A 19,800-nucleotide genomic window follows, 5' to 3' on the forward strand; every position below is an offset into this window, starting at 1 on the left:
GCCCCTGGTGTCGCCGGGTGAATCGGGCCGGGCCGGTCAGGCCCTCGTCGGCTCCGGTTCGCCGGACTCCCGCGCCTCCGCCGGGGCCGGGACGCCGGCCTTCGCGGCCCGCTTGGCGGCCTTCTTGTTCCGGCGGCGTTCCTTGCGGAGCTCCACCATCGCGTACAGCGTCGGCACCAGGAGGAGCGTCAGCAGGGTCGAGGTGATCAGACCGCCGATGACGACGACGGCCAGCGGCTGCGAGATGAAGCCGCCCTCGCCGGTGACGCCGAGCGCCATCGGGAGCAGGGCGAAGATCGTCGCCAGGGCCGTCATCAGGATCGGGCGCAGACGGTGGCGCCCGCCCTCCACGACCGCTTCGACCACGCCCAGGCCCCGGGCCCGGTACTGGTTGATGAGGTCGATCAGCACGATCGCGTTGGTGACCACGATGCCGATCAGCATCAGCATGCCGATCATCGCCGGAACGCCCATCGGGGTGCCGGTGACGACGAGCAGGCCGATCGCGCCGGTGGCGGCGAACGGGATGGAGACCAGCAGGATCAGCGGCTGGATCAGCGACCGGAAGGTGGCGACCAGCAGCATGAAGACGATCGCGATGGCCGCCAGCATGGCCAGGCCCAGGTTCTTGAAGGCGTCGTCCTGGTCCTCGGAGACACCGCCGATGGTGGCGGTGGCGCCGTCCGGGAGGTCCAGGGCCTTGATCTTCGTCTGGAGCGTGGTGCTGACCGCACCGGTGTTGTCGCCGGTGGGCCGGGCGGTGATGGTCGCCGCGCGCTGGCCGTCGATCCGGGTCATGGAGACCGGGCCGGGGACCAGCTTCACGTCGGCGATGGTGCCGAGCTTCACCTTGCCGAGCGGAAGGTCCTTCAGCTCCTGCATGGTGGTGGCCGGGTGGGCCGACTTCACGACGACGTCGCGCTCGGTGTCGTCCATCATCGCCTTGCCGGAGGGGGTGCCCCGCACCGCTCCGGCGACGGCCGCGCCGAGCGTGGCCTGGGTGTAACCGGCGTCGGCGGCCTTCTCGTTGGCCTTGACCGCGATCCGCGGGACGCTCTGCGCCAGGTCGCTCTGGACGTCGGTGACGTCCTTGAGCTTGGCGACCTCGGCGCGGACCTGCTCGGACGCCTTCTTCAGGGTGTCCGCGTCGGCGGCCTTCACCACGACGCTCAGGTCCTGGCTGCCGAAGCCGTCGCCCGCGCTGATGGTGGTGTCGCCGATGCCGTCGAGCTCGGCGAGACCCTTCTCGATGCGGTCCTGGGTGGCCTCGAACTCGGCGGAGTCCTTCAGGGTGACCTGGTAGGACGCCTGGTTGGAGCCGGTGCCGCCGCCGAAGGCGGCCATGAAGCCGGACGAACCGACCGTGACCTGGTAGTCCTTGACGCCCTCGTCGTCGGCGAGGAGCTTCTCGACCTTCTTCGCCGCCTCGTCGGAGGCCGCGAGGCTGGTGCCCGGGTCGAGCTTCTGCTTGATGGACAGGACTTCCTGCTCGCCCTGGTCGAAGAAGTTGGTCTTCAGCAGGGGCGCCATGCCGAACGTGCCGAAGAGGACGACGAAGGCGATGACAATACTGGTGATACGGCGCCGGGTGGCGAACCGCAGCACCGGCACGTAGATCCGCTGCAGGCGGCTGCGCGCCTCCTTCTCCTCGGCCTCGCGCCGCGCCTTCTCCGGGTCCTCGGCGGTGCCCTTGGGGGCGCGCAGGAACCAGTACGACAGGACGGGGACCACGGTCAGCGAGACCAGCAGCGAGGCCAGCAGGGCCGCGGTGACGGTCAGCGAGAACGAACCGAACAGCTCGCCGACCATGCCGCCGACGAGACCGATCGGCAGGAAGACGGCGACGGTGGTGAGGGTGGACGAGGTGACCGCTCCGGCCACCTCCCTGACCGCGGTGATGATCGCCGACTGGCGCTCCTCGCCGTAGCCGAGGTGGCGCTTGATGTTCTCCAGGACGACGATCGAGTCGTCCACGACCCGGCCGATCGCGATGGTGAGCGCGCCCAGCGTCAGCATGTTGAGCGACAGGTCGCGGGTCCAGAGCACGATCAGCGCGAGGACCACGGAGAGCGGGATGGAGACCGCGGTGACCAGGGTGGAGCGCAGCGAGGCCAGGAAGACCAGGATCACGATGACCGCGAACACCAGGCCGAGCGCGCCCTCGGTGGTCAGGCCGGAGATCGCCTTGGAGACGGCCGGGCCCTGGTCCGAGACGACGGTCAGCTCGGCGCCGGAGCCGAGGTCCTGGCGCAGGTCCGGGAGCTTGTCCTTGACGGCGTCCGAGATGGCGACGGCGCTGCCGTCCTTGTCCATCGTCGCCATCACGGCGAGGCTCGGGCGGCCGTTGGTGCGGGTGATGGAGTCCGCGGTGGCGGGCTCCTGCTTCACCGTCGCGATGTCACCGAGGCGGACCGGCTTGCCGGGCTTGCCGGTGGCCGGGTTCTGACCGGTGACCCGCAGGTCCTCGATCTGCTTCAGCGTGGTGAAGGCGCCGCCGACCTGGATGGTGCGGCTCTTGCCGGACTCCGAGAAGGCACCGGCGGGGACGGTCGCGCCGCCCGCCTGGAGGGCCTGGGAGAGCGCGGTGGCGTTGAGTCCGGCCGCGGCGAGCTTCTTGTCGTCCGGGGTGACCGTGACCTGGAGGTCGCGCACACCGTCGACGGAGACCTGGCCGACGCCGTCGATGTCCTCCAGGGCGGGGACGACGGTGCGGTCCAGCTGGTCGGCCAGCGCCTGCTGGTCCTTGTCCGAGGTGACGGCGAGGACGACGGTCGGGATATCGTCCGTCGAACCGGCGATGACCTGCGGGTCGACGTCGTCGGGCAGCTGGATGCGGGCCCGGTTCACGGCCTGCTGGATGTCGGCGACGAGCTGCTTGGTGCCCTCGTCACCGAAGTCGAAGGTCGCCATGATGACGGCGTTGCCCTCGCTGGCCTTCGACGTGATGCCGGTGACGCCGTCGACGGCCTTGATGGAGTTCTCGAGCGGTTCGACGACCTGCTTCTCGACCACATCGGGGGACGCACCCTGGTAGGGGGCGAGCACCGACACCATCGGCAGTTCGATGGTGGGCAGCAGCTGCTGCTTGAGCTGCGGGATCGCGATCGCTCCGAAGACGAGCGCGACGATCGAGATCAGACCGATCAGGGCCCTTTGCGCGAGGCTGAATCTGGACAGCCAGGACATGGGTGGGTCTCTTTCTGTGGCTTACGCGGCAGGCGGGCGGGATGCCGGGTCGTGCCCGGGGGACAGATCCCGCCCGCCTATACGATCGCCGATGCCCGGGACGAAAGTCCTCGGCCCCAGGGTCGCTTTCTCACGCCGCGCATACCGCAGGTGGAGTACGCCCCGGCTGCACCCTCACTCCACCCGTGGGCGCACCAGGCCCGATTCGTACGCGATTACCACGAGTTGTGCGCGGTCCCGGGCGCCCAGCTTCGCCATCGCCCGGTTCACGTGGGTCTTCACGGTGAGGGGGCTGACGACCAGGCGCTCCGCGATCTCGTCGTTGGACAGCCCGCCCGCGACCAGGACCAGCACCTCGCGCTCCCTGGTGGTGAGGGCCGCCAGCCGCTCCGCGTACGCAGCCGCCCCCGGCCCCTCGCCCGCCCCGCCGCCGCCCTGCGCGAGGAACGTGGCGATCAGGCCCTTGGTCGCGGCCGGTGAGAGCAGCGCCTCGCCCCCCGCGGCAATCCGGATCGCGTTGAGGAGTTCGTCCGGCTCGGCGCCCTTGCCGAGGAAGCCCGAGGCCCCGGCGCGCAGCGACTGCACCACGTACTCGTCCACCTCGAAGGTGGTGAGCATGACCACGCGGACGTCCGCGAGGTCCGGGTCGGCGCTGATCATGCGGGTGGCGGCGAGTCCGTCCGTGCCGGGCATCCGGATGTCCATCAGCACCACGTCGGGCCGCTCGGCGCGGGCCACCTCCACGGCCTCGGCCCCGTCCGCCGCCTCGCCCACCACCCGCATGTCGGGCTCCGAGTCGACCAGCACCCGGAACGCGCTGCGCAGCAGCGCCTGGTCGTCGGCGAGCAGGACCTTGATGGCCGGTGTCATGCGTTCTCCCCCGTCCGGCCCGCCGTGCCCGGCCGACCGGGCTCCTGCGCGCGGGCCTCGACGGGCAGGATCGCATGGACCCGGAATCCGCCCCCGTAGCGGGGACCCGCGGTGAGGGTGCCGCCCAGGGCGGTGACGCGTTCCCGCATCCCGAGCAGGCCGTGGCCGCCGCCGGAGGAGGAGTCGGCGCCCGCGGCGTTCCCGCGGCCGTTGTCCAGGACCATGACCTCGGCCGTGGTCCCGACCCGTACGACGCTCACCTCCGCCTTGGCGCCCGGGCCCGCGTGCTTGCGGACGTTGGTCAGCGCCTCCTGGATCACCCGGTACGCGGCCAGGTCGACGGCCGAGGGCAGCGGCGGCTCGCCCTCGGCGGCGCAGGCCACCTCGACGGGCAGCCCCGCCTGGCGCACGCTCTCCACGAGCTGGCCGAGGACCGCGAGGCCGGGGGCCGGTTCGGTGGGCGCCTCGGGGTCGCCGGACTGGCGGAGCAGGCCGACGGTGGCCCGTAGCTCGTTGAGCGCGGACCGGCTCGCCTCGCGGACGTGGGCGAGGGCCTGTTTGGCCTGGTCGGGGCGCTTGTCCATGACGTGGGCGGCGACCCCGGCCTGCACGTTGACCAGGGCGATGTGGTGGGCGACGACGTCGTGCAGGTCGCGGGCGATGCGCAGCCGTTCCTCGGCGACCCGGCGGCGGGCCTCCTCCTCGCGGGTCCGTTCGGCCCGTTCGGCGCGCTCCCGGATCGCGTCGACGAAGGCGCGCCGTGAGCGGACCGCGTCGCCCGCCGCCCCGGCCATCCCGGTCCAGGCGAAGACGCCCAGGTTCTCCTGGCTGTACCAGGGCGGCGAGCCGAAGAGCATGGCGGCGGCGGTGAGCGCGGCCATGGTGAGCAGCCCGACCCGCCAGGTGGTGGGCCGGTCGGTGCGGGCGGCGACGGTGTACAGCGCGATGACGGAGCTCATCACGACGGGGGCCGGCGGGTCCGCGGTGACCAGTTCCACGACGGTCAGCGCCCCGGTGGCGGCGAGCACCGCCATCGGTTCGCGGCGCCGCCGGATCAGGGCCAGCGCGCTGAGCAGCATCAGCAGCAGGCTGCTCGCGGCGGGGGTGCGGGCGCCGAAGGTGGGCCCGTCGTGGCCGCCGGGGTCCACGAACGACGCGAAGACCATGGCCACGAGCACGCCGAGGGCGAGCGCGCCGTCCAGCGCGAGGGGGTGGGCGCGCAGCCAGTGGCGGACGCGCAGGACCCCGGTTCCGAGGGTGGTCACGTCGGGCTACGTTACGGCGTGCCGGACGCGGCCCGGTCCGGCCGTGATCGGCGGGAGGGCCCGGAACGCGCCCGTGCCCCGCGTCCGTCGGGCGGGCGCGGGGCACGGGTGCGGGTGCTGGAGTGCGGTCGGCGTCAGCCGGGGATCAGGCCGTCGTCGCTGAGCATGGCGCGCACCTCTTCGAGGGTCGCGTCCGGCGACGGGAGGATCAGCTCGGACGGCTCCAGGGAGTCGTCCGGCAAGGGTGAGCCGAGCTCGCGGACCCGGGCCAGGAGCGCGTGGAGCGTGGTGCGGAAGCCCGGCCCGTCACCGCGCTCCATCTCGGCCAGCAGGGCGTCGTCGAGCTTGTCGAGCTCGGCGAGATGGCTGTCGGCCAGGACCACCTGGCCCTCCCCCATGATCCGTACGATCATGACGCCGCCTCAGTTCTTGTCGAATTTGTGCGACTGGCTGTTCTGCTGCTGGGCGTCCTGCCGGCCGCCCTCGATCGCCTGCTGCGAGGAGGACCCGCCGGCCAGCTCGGCCTTCATGCGCTGAAGCTCCAGCTCCACATCCGTACCACCGGAGATCCGGTCCAGCTCGGCGGCGATGTCGTCCTTCGCCGTGCCGGTCGGGTCGTCCAGGGCGCCGGAGGCCAGCAGCTCGTCGATGGCACCGGCGCGGGCCTGGAGCTGCTGCGTCTTGTCCTCGGCCCGCTGGATCGCCAGGCCGACGTCGCCCATCTCCTCGGAGATGCCGGAGAACGCCTCCCCGATCCGGGTCTGCGCCTGGGCCGCGGTGTAGGTGGCCTTGATGGTCTCCTTCTTCGTGCGGAAGGCGTCCACCTTGGCCTGAAGCCGCTGGGCCGCGAGAGTGAGCTTCTCCTCCTCGCCCTGGAGCGTGGTGTGCTGCGTCTCCAGGTCGGTGACCTGCTGCTGGAGGGCGGCGCGGCGCGACAGCGCCTCGCGGGCCAGGTCCTCGCGGCCGAGCGCGAGCGCCTTGCGTCCCTGGTCCTCCAGCTTCGAGGACTGGCCCTGCAGCTGATTCAGCTGCAGCTCCAGCCGCTTGCGCGAGGTCGCCACGTCGGCGACTCCGCGGCGCACCTTCTGAAGCAGCTCCAGCTGCTTCTGGTACGAGTAATCAAGGGTCTCGCGCGGATCCTCGGCCCGGTCAAGGGCCTTGTTTGCCTTCGCGCGGAAGATCATCCCCATACGCTTCATGACACCGCTCATGGGCTTCGCGCGCCCCCTTCTGACTCAACTGGGCTCCAGCACTCCAACAGAACCCACAGTACGGGCCCTGTCTCTATTACCGCACTGTTCGAGCATGGATGGGCTCCTCCCCAAGGACGACTGTGTCCCCGCCCCGCTCCGGCCCAGGGAGTAGGTGGGGCCCGTACCGGCTGCTCTCACACCGGCAAGGACGCGGGCCGTTGCCGGATCGTTCCCGGGCGGCCTGCGGGGATCGGCGAGCGACCCCGTACCCTTGGGCCTTGTGTTCCGTAGCCGCTCCAAGGAAGAGAAGGCCCCCACCGACAAGGTGACGGCGGACCTCTCCAAGACGCCCCGCGACCCGCAGGCCCCGAAGGGTCGCCCCACCCCCAAGCGCAGCGAGGCCCAGACGCAGCGCCGTCGTGCCTCCAGTGGTGCGCCGCTCGACCGCAAGGAGGCCGCGAGGCGCCAGCGTGAGGCGCGCCGCGTGGACATGGCCAAGCAGCGGGAGGCGCTCGCCAATGGTGACGAGCGCTATCTGCCCGCGCGCGACAAGGGGCCGGTGCGCCGGTTCGTCCGCGACTTCGTGGACTCCCGCTTCTGCATCGCGGAGTACTTCCTGCCGCTCGCCGTGGTCATCCTGATCCTCAGCGTGATCCAGGTGCAGGGCATCCAGAACATCTCGCTGCTGCTCTGGCTGGTCGTGATCGTGCTGATCGTGATCGACTCGATCGGGCTCGCGTTCCGCCTGCGCAAGCAGCTGAACACGCGGTTCCCGGACACGCCGAAGCGCGGCGCGGTCGCCTACGGGCTGATGCGTACGCTCCAGATGCGTCGGCTTCGTCTGCCGAAGCCGCAGGTCAAGCGCGGAGAGCGGCCCTGAGCACCGAGCCGTCCGGCTCGGTCGGCGGTGGGTCCGCCGACCGGCCGGCCGCTGCCGTCTCCGGCTTCGCCGGGGCCTCGGCGGCCTGGGCCAAGGGCCTGACCGGCCTGCGCAACACCGTCCGCCAGGAGCTGGTCGCCCGGCAGCTGGACGAGCAGATCGCGGCCCGCTTCCCGGTCGGACAGCGGCTGCGCATCCTGGACGTCGGCATGGGCCAGGGCACGCAGGCGCTGCGGCTGGCCCGGGCCGGGCACACCGTGACCGGTCTCGAGTCCGACGCGGAGATGCTGCGGCTCGCCCGTGAGGCGCTGGGCGGCGAGCCGGCCGGCATCCGCGAGCGGGTGCGGCTCATCGAGGGCAACGGCCAGGACACCGGGGTCCACTTCCTCCCCGGCAGCTTCGACGTCGTCCTCTGCCACGGTGTCCTGATGTACGTCCAGGAGCCGGACGCCATGGTGGCGGGCCTGGCCCGGATGCTGGCGCCGGGCGGGCTGCTGTCCCTGCTGGTGAGGAACGCGGACGCGCTGGCGATGCGGCCGGGGATGGCCGGGGACTTCGCCGGGGCGCTGGCCGCGTTCGACTCCGACCGGTACACCAACCGGCTCGGCCTGTCCGTGCGCGCGGACCGGCTGGAGGCGCTGACGGCGACGCTGGCCTCGATCGCGGCGCCGCTGCACGCCTGGTACGGGGTGCGGCTCTTCACGGACAACGTGAGCAACGACGTGGAGCTGCCGCCGGCGGCGGAGCTGGAGCGGGTGCTCGCGGCGGAGGACCGAGCGGGCCGGACGGACCCGTATCGCGGGGTCGCGGCGCTGCTGCATCTGTGTGGCGTCCGGGGGTGAGGCCGGGGGGGTCCGGGCGGGCGTCCTGTCCTCGGTCGCCGGACGGGCTGAAAGATCGCCCTCGATCGCCGGGCGGGCTTGATCCCCTCCTCCTCTGGATGCGCTCAGCGGGCCACCCGTGAGGGCAAAAGCAATAATCCGGACATGGATGCCATTCACTCCCGCCGCCGTGCGCGGCGGCTGTTGCTGCCCCTGTCCGCGGGTGTCTGCGCGATCGCGCTGGTGAGCGGTTGCTCCGGTTCGGATGCTCCCGCCGCGGGGCCGGACGCGACGGCGTCCGGCTCGGCGCAGCCCGGTCCGGCCGCGAAGGCCGACGGTGATCTGCAAAGCCAGTACCAGTCCACCATCAACGACGTACTGCCGTCGGTCGTGCAGATCGACGCCTCCGAGAGCCTGGGCTCCGGTGTCGTCTACGACGCCCAGGGCCACATCGTCACCAACGCGCACGTCGTCGGCGACGAGAAGTCGTTCAAGGTCACCGTGGCCACCGGCGAGAAGGTGCTGAAGGCGTCGCTGGTCGCCGCCTACCCCCAGCAGGACCTGGCCGTCATCAAGCTGGACGAGGTGCCCGACGGGCTGCGGCCCGCGAAGTTCGGCGACTCCGAGAAGGTCGCGGTCGGGCAGATCGTGCTGGCGATGGGCTCGCCGCTCGGTCTGTCCAGCAGCGTCACCCAGGGCATCGTCTCGGCCCTCGGCCGGACCGTGAGCGAGAGCCGCTCGGGCGGTGGCACCGGGGCGACCATCGCCAACATGGTGCAGACCTCGGCGGCGATCAACCCGGGCAACAGCGGCGGGGCGCTGGTGAACCTGGACAGCCAGGTCATCGGCATCCCGACGCTCGCCGCGTCCGACCCGCAGATGGGCGACAGCGCGGCGCCCGGGATCGGCTTCGCCATCCCGGCCTCGATGGTGCGGACGGTCGCGGACCAGATCATCAAGAACGGCAAGGTCACCGACTCGGGCCGGGCGGCGCTCGACATCACCGGCCGCACGGTCGTCAACGACGACTACCGCCCGGCGGGCGTCGCGATCGTCAGCGTGCAGAACGGCGGCGCGGCCGACAAGGCGGGGCTGCGGGCCGGCGACATCATCGTGAAGGTGGACGACACGAAGGTCACCACGATCACCTCGCTCTCCGAGGCGCTGGCCGGTCACAAGCCGGGCCAGAAGGCGAAGGTGACGTACACCCGCGGGAGTACGCAGAAGACGGCCGAGGTCACCCTCGGCGAGATCTGAGCGTACGAAGACGGCTGCCGCCGGGCGGGTCCGCCAGGTCCCGCCCGGCGGCAGCCGTGTGCCGTCAGCCCGCCGCGTCCGCCTGGAGGCTCATCGGGCCGTAGATCTTCGTCCCGTCGTCGTAGAGCGTGACCTGGTCCGCCCCGCCGTCCAGGAGTTCCTTCCAGTACTCACCGATCCAGGACTCCGCGTCGCCCTGGGTCGTGAACTCCTCCGGCCGCAGGGCCGGCTCCGTCTCCGTACCGTCGGACTTCTCGAACCGCCACGTCCACGCCATGTGCGCCTCCCGTAAGTCGTTCCCGTCGGCAGCCTAGAGCTTGCGCGGCGGATCTTCGAGAGCCCACGTCGCGCACCGCGCCCGGCGACGCGGCAGGATCGGAACGTGGAACTGACTCTGCTCGGCACCGGAGCCCCCGACGGGCTGCCGCGGCCCGACTGCCCCTGCGCCGCCTGCGCCCTCGCCCGCGGTACCGGCAGCCGGGCCGCGACCTCGCTCCTGGTCGACGACGCGCTGCTGCTCGATCTCACGCCCGGGGCGGTGTTCGCCGCCGCCCGCGCCGGCCACTCGCTCACCGGCGTGCGCCAGGTGCTCCTGACCCACCCCCACGACGGACCCGCCGTCGAGCTGCCCCACGGGCTCCCCCCGGCGGGCCGGGTCCCGGACGGGCGGGTGCTGACGCTGATCAGCGGCCACCGGGTGCGGGCGGTGCCGATGGACGCTCCCGGTACGGGTTACGAGGTGACCTCACCGGAGGGCAGCCGGCTGCTGTACCTCCCGCCGGGCGGCGCACCGGCCGGGCTGACGGACCCGGTGGCGCAGCCGTACGACCTGGTCGCCGCGGACGTGACCGGGCGGCCCGACGCGGTGGCACGGCTGCGGGCCGTCGAGGCGATCGGGCCCGCCACCGAGCTGATCGCCGTCCACCTGGGCCACGACGCGCCGCCCGCCCCCGAGCTGGAGCGCCGGCTCGCCGCCGCCGGGGCGCGGGCGGTACCGGACGGCACGACGCTGGCGGTCGGCGGCTTCCGCGCCCCGGCCGCGGCGGTCCCCCGGCGCACCCTGGTCACCGGCGGCGCCCGTTCCGGGAAGTCCGTCGAGGCGGAACGGCGCCTGGAGACGTATCCGGAAGTGGTGTACGTGGCGACGGGCGGCGACCGGGACGGGGACGCGGACTGGGCGGCCCGGGTCGGGCTGCACCGGGAGCGGCGGCCGGCCGCCTGGCGCACCGAGGAGACCTGCGAGCTGGCGGAGCTGCTGGCGTCGGACGGGCCTCCCCTGCTCATCGACTGCCTGTCCCTGTGGCTGACCGACGCGATGGACCGGGTGGACGCCTGGGACGACGCGGCGTGGGAGGCGGGCGGCGAGCGGGCGCTGCGGGCCAGGACGGCGGAGCTGGTGGCGGCGGTGCGCGGGACGCGGCGCACGGTGGTCCTGGTGACCAACGAGACCGGTTCCGGAGTGGTGCCGGCGACCGCGGCCGGGCGGCGCTTCCGGGACGAGCTGGGCCGCCTGAACGCGGCGGTGGCCGGGGAGTGCGAGCAGGTGCTGCTGGTGGTGGCCGGCCAGGCGCTGGCGCTGCGCGGCTGAGGCGGCGGGGCCGCGGGCCGGAGGCTCGGGCCGTACCGGGCGGGCCCGGAAAACGCGGCGGGTACTGTTCCGCAGGGAGCCCGCCGCCGGGCTCCCCGGACCACTCCCCGTATCGACCCGCGAGGCAGACCCCCGTGAATCTGGACGACTTCTCCGACCTGATCGAGCGCCCCGACGGGGGCGTACGGCGCGACGCCGAGGAACGCCGGGAGCGGTTCATCGTGCCGCCGGGCGCCCTGGGCCGTCTGGACGAGCTGGGCGAGTGGCTGTCGACCGCGCAGCAGGCCGCGCCGGTGCGGACGGTCGAGCAGCCGCGCGTGGTGCTGTTCGCGGGTGACCACGGGGTCGCCGCGCTCGATGTGTCCGGCCGAGCGGCCTCCACCGCGCACGAGCTGGTCCGGGCCACGCTGGACGGCTCGACCCCGCTGGCGGTCCTGGCCCGCCGGTTCTCGGTGCCGGTGCGGATCGTGGACGCCGGTCTCGACTGCGACCCCGAGCTGCTGCCGGAGGCCGTCGTGCGGACCCGGGTGCGGCGCGGCAGCGGCCGCATCGACGTGGAGGACGCGCTGACGGCCGAGGAGGCCGAGGCCGCGGTGCGGCTCGGGATCGCGGTGGCCGACGAGGAGGCCGACTCGGGCACCGACCTGGTGCTGCTCGGCGACCTGAGCGTGGGCGGCACGACGGCGGCGGCCACGCTGATCGCCGCGCTGTGCGGCACGGACGCCTCGGTGGTGACCGGGCGCGGCGGTGCCGGGATCGACGATCTGGCGTGGATGCGCAAGTGCGCGGCGATCCGTGACGCGCTGCGCCGGGCCCGGCCGGTCCTGGGCGACCAGCTGGAGCTGCTGGCCACCGTGGGCGGCGCGGACCTGGCGGCGATGACCGGCTTCCTGCTCCAGTGCGCGGTGCGGCGGCTGCCCGTGGTCCTGGACGGGGTGGTCGGCGCCGCGGCGGCGCTGGTCGGCCAGCGGGCCGCTTTCCGGGCGCCGGACTGGTGGCTGGCGGGCCAGCTGAGCGGGGAGCCTGCGCAGGCCAAGGCCCTCGACCGGATGGCGCTCAACCCGCTGCTCGATCACGGCGTCATCGTCGGCGAGGGCTGCGGGGCGCTGCTCGCCCTCCCCTTCGTCCAGGCCGCCGCCGCGCTGGCCGCGGAGCTGCCCGAGCGGGAGCCGGAGCCGGCGGAGGGCGGCGCGGACGACGAGAAGGACGACGCGACGGACTGACGCCGGCTGCGGGCCCCCCTGGTGCGCGCCAGGCCCATATGATCCCGGAATGACCGTCGGTCAGGATCTGCGCCGGGCCGCCCGCCGGGAGTGGGGCCCGCTGTGGTCGGCCGTACGGGCGCCACTCGCCTCCCGGGGGCCGCGGGCCGTGTCCCTGGCCCTGGCGTCGGTGGCGCTGACGGGGCTGCTCCAGGTGGTGCAGAACCGGCCCTGGGGTTACGGCCCGGTGCAGACGCTGGGCGCGGTCCGGGCCGACGATCCGCTCTGGTCGGCCCTGCTGCGCACCCCGTTGTCGCTGTTCGTACCCGCGCCGGACCTGCCGGTGTGGGGCGCGCTGGCGCAGATGCTGGTGGTGTTCGGGGTCGCGGAGGTCTGCCTCGGCCGGTGGCGGACCCTGCTGATCGCGTACGCGGCGACCCTGGCCGGGACGCTGTACGCGCGGATCGGCATCGCGGCCGGACCGGACGCGTTCGCCGGGCTGCCCGCGTCCGACGCGCGGATCGTGGACACCGGGCCCTCGGCGGCGGTCGTCGCGCTGGCGGTCTGCGTCTGCTGCGCGTACGGGGCGCGCGTCACCGGGGCGGCGGTGATCGTGGCGATGGTGGCCGAGACCGTGGTCAAGGACAACCTGGCGGGCCGGGAACACCTGGCGGCCATCGCGGCGGCGCTCGTGCTGTGCGCGGTCCCGGCACTCCGCGGGCGGCGGCCTCGGGGCGGTCAGGGCTTGGAGGGCGGGAGCGGGACCCGGTCCGGCGCCCCGCCGATCAGGTCCTGGAACCTGCGGCGCGGGCCGACCCAGCGCACGTCGTGGTGGTAGGCCCGCAGCACCGCACGGGAGCGGGCGCGGTGCCGGTTGCGGTAGAACCGCCGCGCCCACAGCGAGGTCGGCCGGGCCAGCCGGATCGCGCCGATCAGGGCCACGAACGGGACCAGCGTGCCGACCACCGCCATCCGCGCCTTGCCCTTGAACAGGGTGATCAGCACGAAGCAGAAGTTGATGACGACGGTGAGCACGGCCCCCAGCCGGCCCTGCTGCTGATCGTCGCTCAGGTCGTTGACGCCCAGCGGCGAGAACCCGCCGAGCACCAGCAGCACCAGGGCCGCCGTGAGCACGACGACCTCCACGCTCCGGCGCCCCTCCTCGGACCAGTACACGTCGTCCAGGTAGAGGATCAGGGCGAACTCGTCCAGCACCAGGCCCGCGCCGGCACCGAAGACGACCGCGCAGATCCCGGCCGTGACCCCGTGCCGCCCGCTCGCCACCGCACCGAATCCGCCGACCACGCTCAGCACCACGCCGGGGACCACGTGGTGGATGTGGACGCCGCCGGGCGTGATGTTGCGGAACGGCCCCTTCCCGGCCCTGATCATGCGGGTGATGAGCCGGGTGACCGCGAAGGTCAGCACGAAGGCGGTCAGGGCCAGGAGCAGGGGCAGCTTGCCCGGCTCGACGAAGTTCTGATCGAACCAGTGACCCATGCCACGCACTCCCACTCGTCCACCTGCGCCCCGTTATGCGGCATTCGGTCAATCTAGCGGCCACCCCCACCGATTAGCCTGCGCGCCGTGACCTCCCTGAACAGCCACGGCCTGCGTTTCGCCTTCGGCACCCTGACCGTCCTCCCCGTCCGCGTCACCCGCTGGGACCGGGAGACCGCCCGTGCCGGGATGCTGTGCGCTCCCCTGGCCGGGCTGGTCGTCGGTGTCCTCGCGGCGGTTCCCGGCAGCCTGCTGCTGTGGGGCGGGGCGGGCCCGCTGCTCGCCGCGGTCGCCTCGGCCGCCGTGCCGGCGGCGCTCACCCGGGGCCTCCATCTGGACGGTCTCGCGGACACCGCGGACGGCCTGGGCAGCGGCAGGCCGGCCGACGACGCGCTGCGGATCATGAAGCAGTCGGACATCGGCCCGTTCGGCGTGATCACCCTGCTCTTCGCGCTGCTGGCCCAGGTGGCCGCCCTGCAGCGGCTGTACGCGGAGGGCTGGGCGCAGGGCGCGGTGGCGGCCGCCGCCTCCGCCGTCGTCGCCCGGCTCGCGCTCACCCTGGCCTCCCGGCGCGGCGTCCCGGCGGCCCGCCCGGAGGGCCTGGGCGCGGCCGTCGCCGGTACGGTCCCGGCGGCCGGAGCGGCGGCGGTGGGGCTCGTGGTGGTGGCGGGGTGCGCGGGGGCCGGGGCGCTGCTGGGCGGGTACGGGGCGCTGCGGTACGCCCTGGCCGCGGTGGCCGCGCCGGTGGTGGCCGGGGTGCTGCTGCGCCACTGCGTGCGGCGGTTCGGCGGGGTGACCGGGGACGTGTTCGGGGCGCTGGCGGAGACGGCGGCGACGGTGACGCTGGTGTGCCTGGCGCTGGGCTGAGGCGGCCCGTCAGCCCTTCGCGCAGGTTTCCCGCCCGGCGTCCAGCTCGTACTCCTTGCGCAGCGAGCTGAGCCCCAGCTTCCGGGACTGGGCGCAGAACTCCGCCGCCGGCAGCTCGTACTCCACGTGGAAGACCGCCTTGCCCGCCGCCACGAACGGGGTCAGCTCCTCGCACTCCTCGTACTGCGCGCACTGCTCGTTGACCGCGAAGTCGAAGTCCCCGACCAGCTCCGGGATCTGCGGGAGGTCGTTCTTGAGGCCGACGGACATGCCGTGGCGGTGGACCAGGCGGGCGATCAGGCGGTTGTAGCGCAGCTGGTCGGCGGCGGTCAGCGGGAAGCCGCTCTTGTTGCGGTAGCCGTCCATGTTGTCCGGCTCGACCGCGTCGAAGCCCTTCTTCGCGCACATCGCGATCCGGGTCTCCATCAGCGGTTCCAGGACCTCGGTGCGCCGGATGTCGAGCCAGCGCTCGCCCTTCCAGCCGTTGCCCTTGCCGAGGACGGCGGTGGGGAAACGGGCCGCGTCCGGGCGGAAGTCCTCCCAGGCCCCGGTGGACAGGTAGCAGATGACCTTGCGGCCCTTGCGGTGCAGCGCGGCGACCTCGGCCGCCGTCCGGTCGAAGCCGTCGATGTCGTACACCGGGGCGTCCACCGAGGTGTCGAGCTTGCCGGAGAGCTGCCACTGCCAGTCCGTGCCGGGCGCCGGGCGCCAGCGCGGGTGCGCGGAGGCGGATTCCTTCCCCGCCGGGGGCGGTTCCTGCTCCGCGGAGCAGCCCGCGAGCGCCGCGAGCACCATCAGTGCGGTGGCGGCGAGGGCGCCGCGTGCCCCGCTCACCCGGGCGGCCGTCCGGTCGCGCATCGTTCTCCCATGTCCCCCGGCTCCCGCCAACGTCCATGCGTCCGGAGCCCGTTCCCCCGGGTCGGTCCGCCCGGGCCCACCACCGTACGACGGCTACGGCCCGCCGCCGTGAGCGGGCAGCAAAGGCGCGCGTAGGCTCATTCCCGGCACATTGCGGCCGCGTCTACGATGCGCCGGGCACGGTCGGCCCACCCACTCGACCGAAACGAACTCAACGGAAGCGAGATTTCACCACCGTGACTGCTCTCACTCTCAGCACTGCCGGTGCGGCGACGCTGCGCGCCGACGCCCTTGTCGTGGGCGTCGCCAAGGGCGCTGGATCCAAGCCTGGGGACCTGGTCCTCGCACCGGGCGCCGAGGCCGTGGACAAGGCGTTCGGCGGGAAGCTCGCCGCCGTCCTGGCGACCCTGGGCGCCTCGGGTGCCGAGGGCGAGCTGACGAAGGTCCCCGCCCCCGAGGGCCTGAAGGCCCCCGTCGTCATCGCGGCCGGCCTCGGCAAGGCCCCGGAGAAGGACGGCGCGTACGACGCCGAGACGCTGCGCCGGGCGGCCGGTGCCGCCGCCCGCTCGCTGGCCGGTTCGAAGAAGGCCGGTTTCGCGCTGCCCATCGGGTCCGTCGAGGACGCCGAGGCCATCGCGGAGGGCGCCCTGCTCGGCGCGTACGCCTTCACCGCCTACCAGGCCGGCGAGAACAAGCTGGCGCCCAAGGACGCGAAGCCCGCCGGCGCGAAGCAGGCGCTGGCCGAGGTCGCCGTGCTCGGTGCCAAGCCCCGCGACAAGGCGTTCAAGGCCGCCGCCGAGCGCGCGATCGCCCTCGCCGAGGAGATCAACCGCGCCCGCGACCTGGTCAACACCCCGCCCAACGACCTGTACCCCGAGTCCTTCGCCGCCGTGGCCTCCGCCGCCGGCAAGGAGCACGGCATCAAGGTGCAGGTGCTGGACGAGAAGGCGCTCGTCAAGGGCGGCTACGGCGGCATCCTGGGCGTCGGCCAGGGCGCGGAGCGCGGCCCGCGCCTGGTGAAGCTCGCCTACACGCACCCGAAGGCGGAGAAGACCCTGGCCCTCGTCGGCAAGGGCATCACCTACGACTCGGGCGGCATCTCGCTGAAGCCGGCCGGTCACAACGAGACGATGAAGTGCGACATGGCCGGCGCCGCCGCCGTGTTCGCGACCGTCGTCTCCGCCGCCCGTCTGGGCCTGCGCGTCAACGTCACCGGCTGGCTGGCGCTCGCCGAGAACATGCCGTCGGGCAGCGCCACTCGCCCGGGTGACGTCCTGCGCATGTACAGCGGCAAGACCGTCGAGGTCCTGAACACCGACGCCGAGGGCCGGCTCGTCCTGGCCGACGCGCTGACCCGCGCCTCGGAGGAGAACCCGGACGCGATCGTCGACGTGGCGACCCTGACCGGCGCGATGGTGCTGGCCCTGGGCAACCGCACCTTCGGCATCATGTCCAACGACGACGCCTTCCGTACCTCGATCCACGAGATCGCGGAGGAGGTCGGCGAGGCGTCCTGGCCGATGCCGCTCCCGGCCGACCTGCGCAAGGGCATGGACTCCTCGACCGCCGACATCGCCAACATGGGCGAGCGGATGGGCGGCGGCCTGGTGGCCGGTCTGTTCCTGAAGGAGTTCGTGGGCGAGGGCATCGCCTGGGCGCACCTGGACATCGCGGGCCCCGCCTTCCACGAGGGCGCCCCGTACGGCTACACGCCCAAGGGCGGCACCGGCTCGGCCGTCCGCACGCTGGTGAAGCTGGCGGAGCGCACCGCCGCCGGCGACCTCGGCTGACCGGGCCGCGGCTCACCCCGTACGGCCCCGGGCATACGTCCGGGGCCGTAGGTGTTTGACCCATGGCGCCGCGGCCGGGCCGGGTGTTTCGCTCTGGACGAAATCACCGGTTCCGTACCCTGCGGCAAGCCCCCGGGACGGACGATCGTCCGCCCCGGACACGGGCCCCGCGTCCCGCCCACCGTCAACAAGTGCGAAGATGGGTTCTCGGCAGGACAGGGCCCCCACCACAGGGCCGAAGACAAAGCGGCCGCACACCAGCCGACCGGCCGGTAACACCCCGAGGACGGGGCCCGGCGTACGGCGCACATGCATGGAGGACGTGACGTGGCGAACGACGCCAGCACCGTTTTCGACCTAGTGATCCTCGGCGGTGGTAGCGGCGGGTACGCCGCGGCCCTGCGCGGAGCGCAGCTGGGCCTGGACGTCGCTCTGATCGAGAAGGGCAAGGTCGGCGGCACCTGCCTGCACAACGGCTGCATCCCCACGAAGGCCCTGCTGCACGCGGGCGAGATCGCGGACCAGGCCCGCGAGTCCGCCCAGTTCGGCGTCAAGGCCACCTTCGAGGGCATCGACATGGCGGCCGTCCACAAGTACAAGGACGACGTGATCTCCGGCCTGTACAAGGGCCTCCAGGGTCTCGTCGCCTCCCGCAAGGTGCACTACATCGAGGGTGAGGGCCGGCTCTCCTCCCCCACCTCGGTGGACGTGAACGGCCAGCGCATCCAGGGCCGCCACGTGCTCCTGGCGACCGGCTCCGTGCCGAAGTCGCTGCCGGGCCTGGAGATCGACGGCAACCGCATCATCTCCTCGGACCACGCGCTGAAGCTGGACCGCGTCCCGAAGTCCGCGATCGTGCTGGGCGGCGGCGTCATCGGCGTCGAGTTCGCCTCGGCGTGGACCTCCTTCGGCTCCGACGTGACGATCGTCGAGGGCCTGAAGCACCTCGTCCCGGTCGAGGACGAGAACAGCTCGAAGCTTCTTGAGCGCGCCTTCCGCAAGCGCGGCATCAAGTTCAACCTCGGCACGTTCTTCCAGAGCGCCGAGTACACGCAGGACGGCGTCCGCGTGACCCTCGCCGACGGCAAGACCTTCGAGGCGGAGGTGCTGCTGGTCGCGATCGGCCGCGGCCCGGTCTCGCAGGGCCTCGGCTACGAGGAGGCCGGGGTCGCCATGGACCGCGGCTACGTCCTGGTGGACGAGTACATGCGCACCAACGTTCCGACGATCTCGGCCGTGGGCGACCTGGTCCCGACGCTCCAGCTGGCGCACGTCGGCTTCGCCGAGGGCATCCTCGTCGCGGAGCGGCTGGCCGGGCTCAAGACCGTCCCGATCGACTACGACGGTGTCCCCCGCGTCACGTACTGCCACCCCGAGGTCGCCTCCGTCGGCATCACCGAGGCCAAGGCCAAGGAGCTCTACGGCGCGGACAAGGTCGTCGCGCTGAAGTACAACCTCGCGGGCAACGGCAAGAGCAAGATCCTCAAGACCGCGGGCGAGATCAAGCTCGTCCAGGTCAAGGACGGTGCCGTGGTCGGCGTCCACATGGTCGGTGACCGTATGGGCGAGCAGGTCGGCGAAGCCCAGCTGATCTACAACTGGGAGGCGCTGCCGGCCGAGGTGGCCCAGCTCATCCACGCCCACCCGACGCAGAACGAGGCGATGGGCGAGGCGCACCTGGCGCTCGCCGGCAAGCCGCTTCACTCCCACGACTGACCGTCGACCGGGCGCGACGACCGACCACTTCCGCATTTTCGTAAGGAGCAACTGAAACCATGTCGGTTTCCGTAACCCTTCCGGCGCTCGGCGAGAGCGTCACCGAGGGCACTGTCACCCGCTGGCTGAAGGCCGAGGGCGAGCGCGTCGAGGCCGACGAGCCGCTGCTCGAGGTCTCGACCGACAAGGTCGACACCGAGATCCCCGCCCCCGCCTCGGGCGTCCTGTCGTCCATCAAGGTCGCCGAGGACGAGACCGTCGAGGTCGGCGCCGAGCTGGCCATCATCGACGACGGCTCGGGCGCCCCGGCCCCCGCGGCCGCCCCGGCCGCCGAGCCGGCCACGGCTCCCGCCGAGGCCCCCGCCGCCGAGGCCCCTGCCGCTCCGGCCCCCGCGGCCGAGGCTCCGGCCGCCGCCCCGGCCGGTGGCGCCTCCGGCACCGACGTCACCCTTCCGGCGCTCGGCGAGAGCGTCACCGAGGGCACCGTCACCCGCTGGCTGAAGGAGGTCGGCGAGGAGGTCGCGGAGGACGAGCCGCTGCTCGAGGTCTCCACGGACAAGGTCGACACCGAGATCCCCGCCCCGGTCGCCGGTGTGCTGCTGGAGATCGTGGTCGGCGAGGACGAGACCGCCGAGGTCGGCGCCAAGCTCGCCGTCATCGGTGCGCCCGGTGCCGCTCCGGCCCAGGCCGCGGCCCCGGCCCAGCCCGCCCCGGCCCAGGAGGCTCCGGCCCCCGCGGGAGGTGTTCTCGCGCAGCTTCTTCGCCGACCCGCGCGGACTGTCCGCCGCCGAACTTCTGCTGATGTTG

The 19,800-nt window shown here is 73.0% G+C and carries 18 protein-coding genes; 10 read left to right on the forward strand and 8 right to left on the reverse strand.

The window, feature by feature from the left end; translation table 11 throughout:
• Positions 1-36: 36 nt before the first annotated feature.
• The 5 genes from AB0L33_RS26010 to AB0L33_RS26030 all read right to left on the reverse strand — a co-directional run bounded on the left by AB0L33_RS26010 (position 37) and on the right by AB0L33_RS26030 (position 6,520).
• The gene (locus tag AB0L33_RS26010; RefSeq protein WP_365685265.1) at positions 37-3,186 is read right to left on the reverse strand and encodes an efflux RND transporter permease subunit; all 3,150 of its coding nucleotides are present in this window, start codon (positions 3,184-3,186) and stop codon (positions 37-39) included.
• A gap of 174 nt (positions 3,187-3,360) precedes the next feature.
• Complete coding sequence (locus tag AB0L33_RS26015) at positions 3,361-4,056, reverse strand: response regulator transcription factor (RefSeq protein WP_365685267.1); 696 nt, start codon at positions 4,054-4,056, stop codon at positions 3,361-3,363.
• A complete protein-coding gene (locus tag AB0L33_RS26020; protein ID WP_365685269.1) occupies positions 4,053-5,321 on the reverse strand; it encodes a histidine kinase in 1,269 nt (422 codons plus the stop codon). Before AB0L33_RS26020 ends, AB0L33_RS26015 begins: the two co-directional genes overlap by 4 nt.
• Before the next feature lie 134 nt (positions 5,322-5,455).
• On the reverse strand, positions 5,456-5,734 hold the full coding sequence (locus tag AB0L33_RS26025; RefSeq protein WP_018103572.1) for a hypothetical protein: 279 nt from the start codon (positions 5,732-5,734) through the stop codon (positions 5,456-5,458).
• 9 nt (positions 5,735-5,743) lie between these two features.
• Positions 5,744-6,520 carry a PspA/IM30 family protein gene (locus AB0L33_RS26030; RefSeq protein WP_365685271.1) on the reverse strand — a complete coding sequence of 259 codons (777 nt, stop codon included), beginning with the start codon at positions 6,518-6,520 and terminating at the stop codon, positions 5,744-5,746.
• 274 nt (positions 6,521-6,794) lie between these two features.
• Between AB0L33_RS26030 and AB0L33_RS26035 the strand changes: the two genes are divergently transcribed.
• The 3 genes from AB0L33_RS26035 (at position 6,795) to AB0L33_RS26045 (ending at position 9,472) form a co-directional block, all read left to right on the forward strand.
• A complete protein-coding gene (locus tag AB0L33_RS26035; RefSeq protein ID WP_365685273.1) occupies positions 6,795-7,394 on the forward strand; it encodes a DUF3043 domain-containing protein in 600 nt (199 codons plus the stop codon).
• A 107-nt stretch (positions 7,395-7,501) separates the two neighbouring features.
• Complete coding sequence (locus AB0L33_RS26040) at positions 7,502-8,236, forward strand: methyltransferase domain-containing protein (protein WP_365685312.1); 735 nt, start codon at positions 7,502-7,504, stop codon at positions 8,234-8,236.
• Positions 8,237-8,380: 144 nt separating this feature from the next.
• Positions 8,381-9,472, forward strand: coding sequence for a trypsin-like peptidase domain-containing protein (locus AB0L33_RS26045; protein WP_365685276.1), 1,092 nt, complete (start codon positions 8,381-8,383; stop codon positions 9,470-9,472).
• A gap of 64 nt (positions 9,473-9,536) precedes the next feature.
• Here AB0L33_RS26045 and AB0L33_RS26050 read toward each other — a convergent pair whose 3' ends face one another.
• A complete protein-coding gene (locus tag AB0L33_RS26050; RefSeq protein ID WP_365685278.1) occupies positions 9,537-9,749 on the reverse strand; it encodes a hypothetical protein in 213 nt (70 codons plus the stop codon).
• Positions 9,750-9,854: 105 nt separating this feature from the next.
• Here AB0L33_RS26050 and AB0L33_RS26055 point away from each other — a divergent pair, with 105 nt between their 5' ends.
• From AB0L33_RS26055 to AB0L33_RS26065, 3 genes are all read left to right on the forward strand, one after another.
• A complete protein-coding gene (locus AB0L33_RS26055; RefSeq protein WP_365685280.1) occupies positions 9,855-11,060 on the forward strand; it encodes a bifunctional adenosylcobinamide kinase/adenosylcobinamide-phosphate guanylyltransferase in 1,206 nt (401 codons plus the stop codon).
• A 134-nt stretch (positions 11,061-11,194) separates the two neighbouring features.
• A complete protein-coding gene (locus AB0L33_RS26060; protein ID WP_365685282.1) occupies positions 11,195-12,283 on the forward strand; it encodes a nicotinate-nucleotide--dimethylbenzimidazole phosphoribosyltransferase in 1,089 nt (362 codons plus the stop codon).
• 49 nt (positions 12,284-12,332) lie between these two features.
• Positions 12,333-13,100 carry a hypothetical protein gene (locus AB0L33_RS26065; protein WP_365685284.1) on the forward strand — a complete coding sequence of 256 codons (768 nt, stop codon included), beginning with the start codon at positions 12,333-12,335 and terminating at the stop codon, positions 13,098-13,100.
• Here AB0L33_RS26065 and AB0L33_RS26070 read toward each other — a convergent pair.
• A complete protein-coding gene (locus tag AB0L33_RS26070) occupies positions 13,001-13,762 on the reverse strand; it encodes a hypothetical protein (RefSeq protein ID WP_365685286.1) in 762 nt (253 codons plus the stop codon). The two genes, AB0L33_RS26065 and AB0L33_RS26070, sit on opposite strands and share 100 nt — an antisense overlap.
• Positions 13,763-13,849: 87 nt before the next feature.
• Between AB0L33_RS26070 and AB0L33_RS26075 the strand changes: the two genes are divergently transcribed.
• Positions 13,850-14,629: an adenosylcobinamide-GDP ribazoletransferase gene (locus AB0L33_RS26075; protein WP_365685287.1), complete on the forward strand. Its 780-nt coding sequence runs from the start codon at positions 13,850-13,852 to the stop codon at positions 14,627-14,629.
• Positions 14,630-14,638: 9 nt separating this feature from the next.
• On the opposite strand, the gene AB0L33_RS26080 is transcribed toward AB0L33_RS26075, so the two are convergent.
• Positions 14,639-15,487: an endo alpha-1,4 polygalactosaminidase gene (locus AB0L33_RS26080; RefSeq protein WP_365685289.1), complete on the reverse strand. Its 849-nt coding sequence runs from the start codon at positions 15,485-15,487 to the stop codon at positions 14,639-14,641.
• Positions 15,488-15,723: 236 nt separating this feature from the next.
• Between AB0L33_RS26080 and AB0L33_RS26085 the strand changes: the two genes are divergently transcribed.
• From AB0L33_RS26085 to AB0L33_RS26095, 3 genes are all read left to right on the forward strand, one after another.
• Positions 15,724-17,277: a leucyl aminopeptidase gene (locus AB0L33_RS26085; RefSeq protein WP_365685291.1), complete on the forward strand. Its 1,554-nt coding sequence runs from the start codon at positions 15,724-15,726 to the stop codon at positions 17,275-17,277.
• Positions 17,278-17,604: 327 nt separating this feature from the next.
• Positions 17,605-18,993 carry a dihydrolipoyl dehydrogenase gene (lpdA, locus tag AB0L33_RS26090; protein ID WP_365685293.1) on the forward strand — a complete coding sequence of 463 codons (1,389 nt, stop codon included), beginning with the start codon at positions 17,605-17,607 and terminating at the stop codon, positions 18,991-18,993.
• 59 nt (positions 18,994-19,052) lie between these two features.
• A partial coding sequence (locus AB0L33_RS26095; RefSeq protein WP_365685294.1) for a biotin/lipoyl-containing protein occupies positions 19,053-19,800 on the forward strand: 748 nt, incomplete at its 3' end.

The organism is Streptomyces sp. NPDC052299, from assembly GCF_040679335.1.
Classification (GTDB): Bacteria; Actinomycetota; Actinomycetes; order Streptomycetales; family Streptomycetaceae; genus Streptomyces.

Bases quoted from the DNA above. Each gene is read 5' to 3' on its own strand.
- AB0L33_RS26010 (WP_365685265.1), bottom strand. From the start codon at position 3,186: ATGTCCTGGCTGTCCAGATTCAGCCTCGCGCAAAGGGCCCTGATCGGT.
- AB0L33_RS26015 (WP_365685267.1), bottom strand. From the start codon at position 4,056: ATGACACCGGCCATCAAGGTCCTGCTCGCCGACGACCAGGCGCTGCTG.
- AB0L33_RS26025 (WP_018103572.1), bottom strand. From the start codon at position 5,734: ATGATCGTACGGATCATGGGGGAGGGCCAGGTGGTCCTGGCCGACAGC.
- AB0L33_RS26030 (WP_365685271.1), bottom strand. From the start codon at position 6,520: ATGAAGCGTATGGGGATGATCTTCCGCGCGAAGGCAAACAAGGCCCTT.
- AB0L33_RS26045 (WP_365685276.1), top strand. From the start codon at position 8,381: ATGGATGCCATTCACTCCCGCCGCCGTGCGCGGCGGCTGTTGCTGCCC.
- AB0L33_RS26050 (WP_365685278.1), bottom strand. From the start codon at position 9,749: ATGGCGTGGACGTGGCGGTTCGAGAAGTCCGACGGTACGGAGACGGAG.
- AB0L33_RS26065 (WP_365685284.1), top strand. From the start codon at position 12,333: ATGACCGTCGGTCAGGATCTGCGCCGGGCCGCCCGCCGGGAGTGGGGC.
- AB0L33_RS26070 (WP_365685286.1), bottom strand. From the start codon at position 13,762: ATGGGTCACTGGTTCGATCAGAACTTCGTCGAGCCGGGCAAGCTGCCC.
- AB0L33_RS26080 (WP_365685289.1), bottom strand. From the start codon at position 15,487: ATGCGCGACCGGACGGCCGCCCGGGTGAGCGGGGCACGCGGCGCCCTC.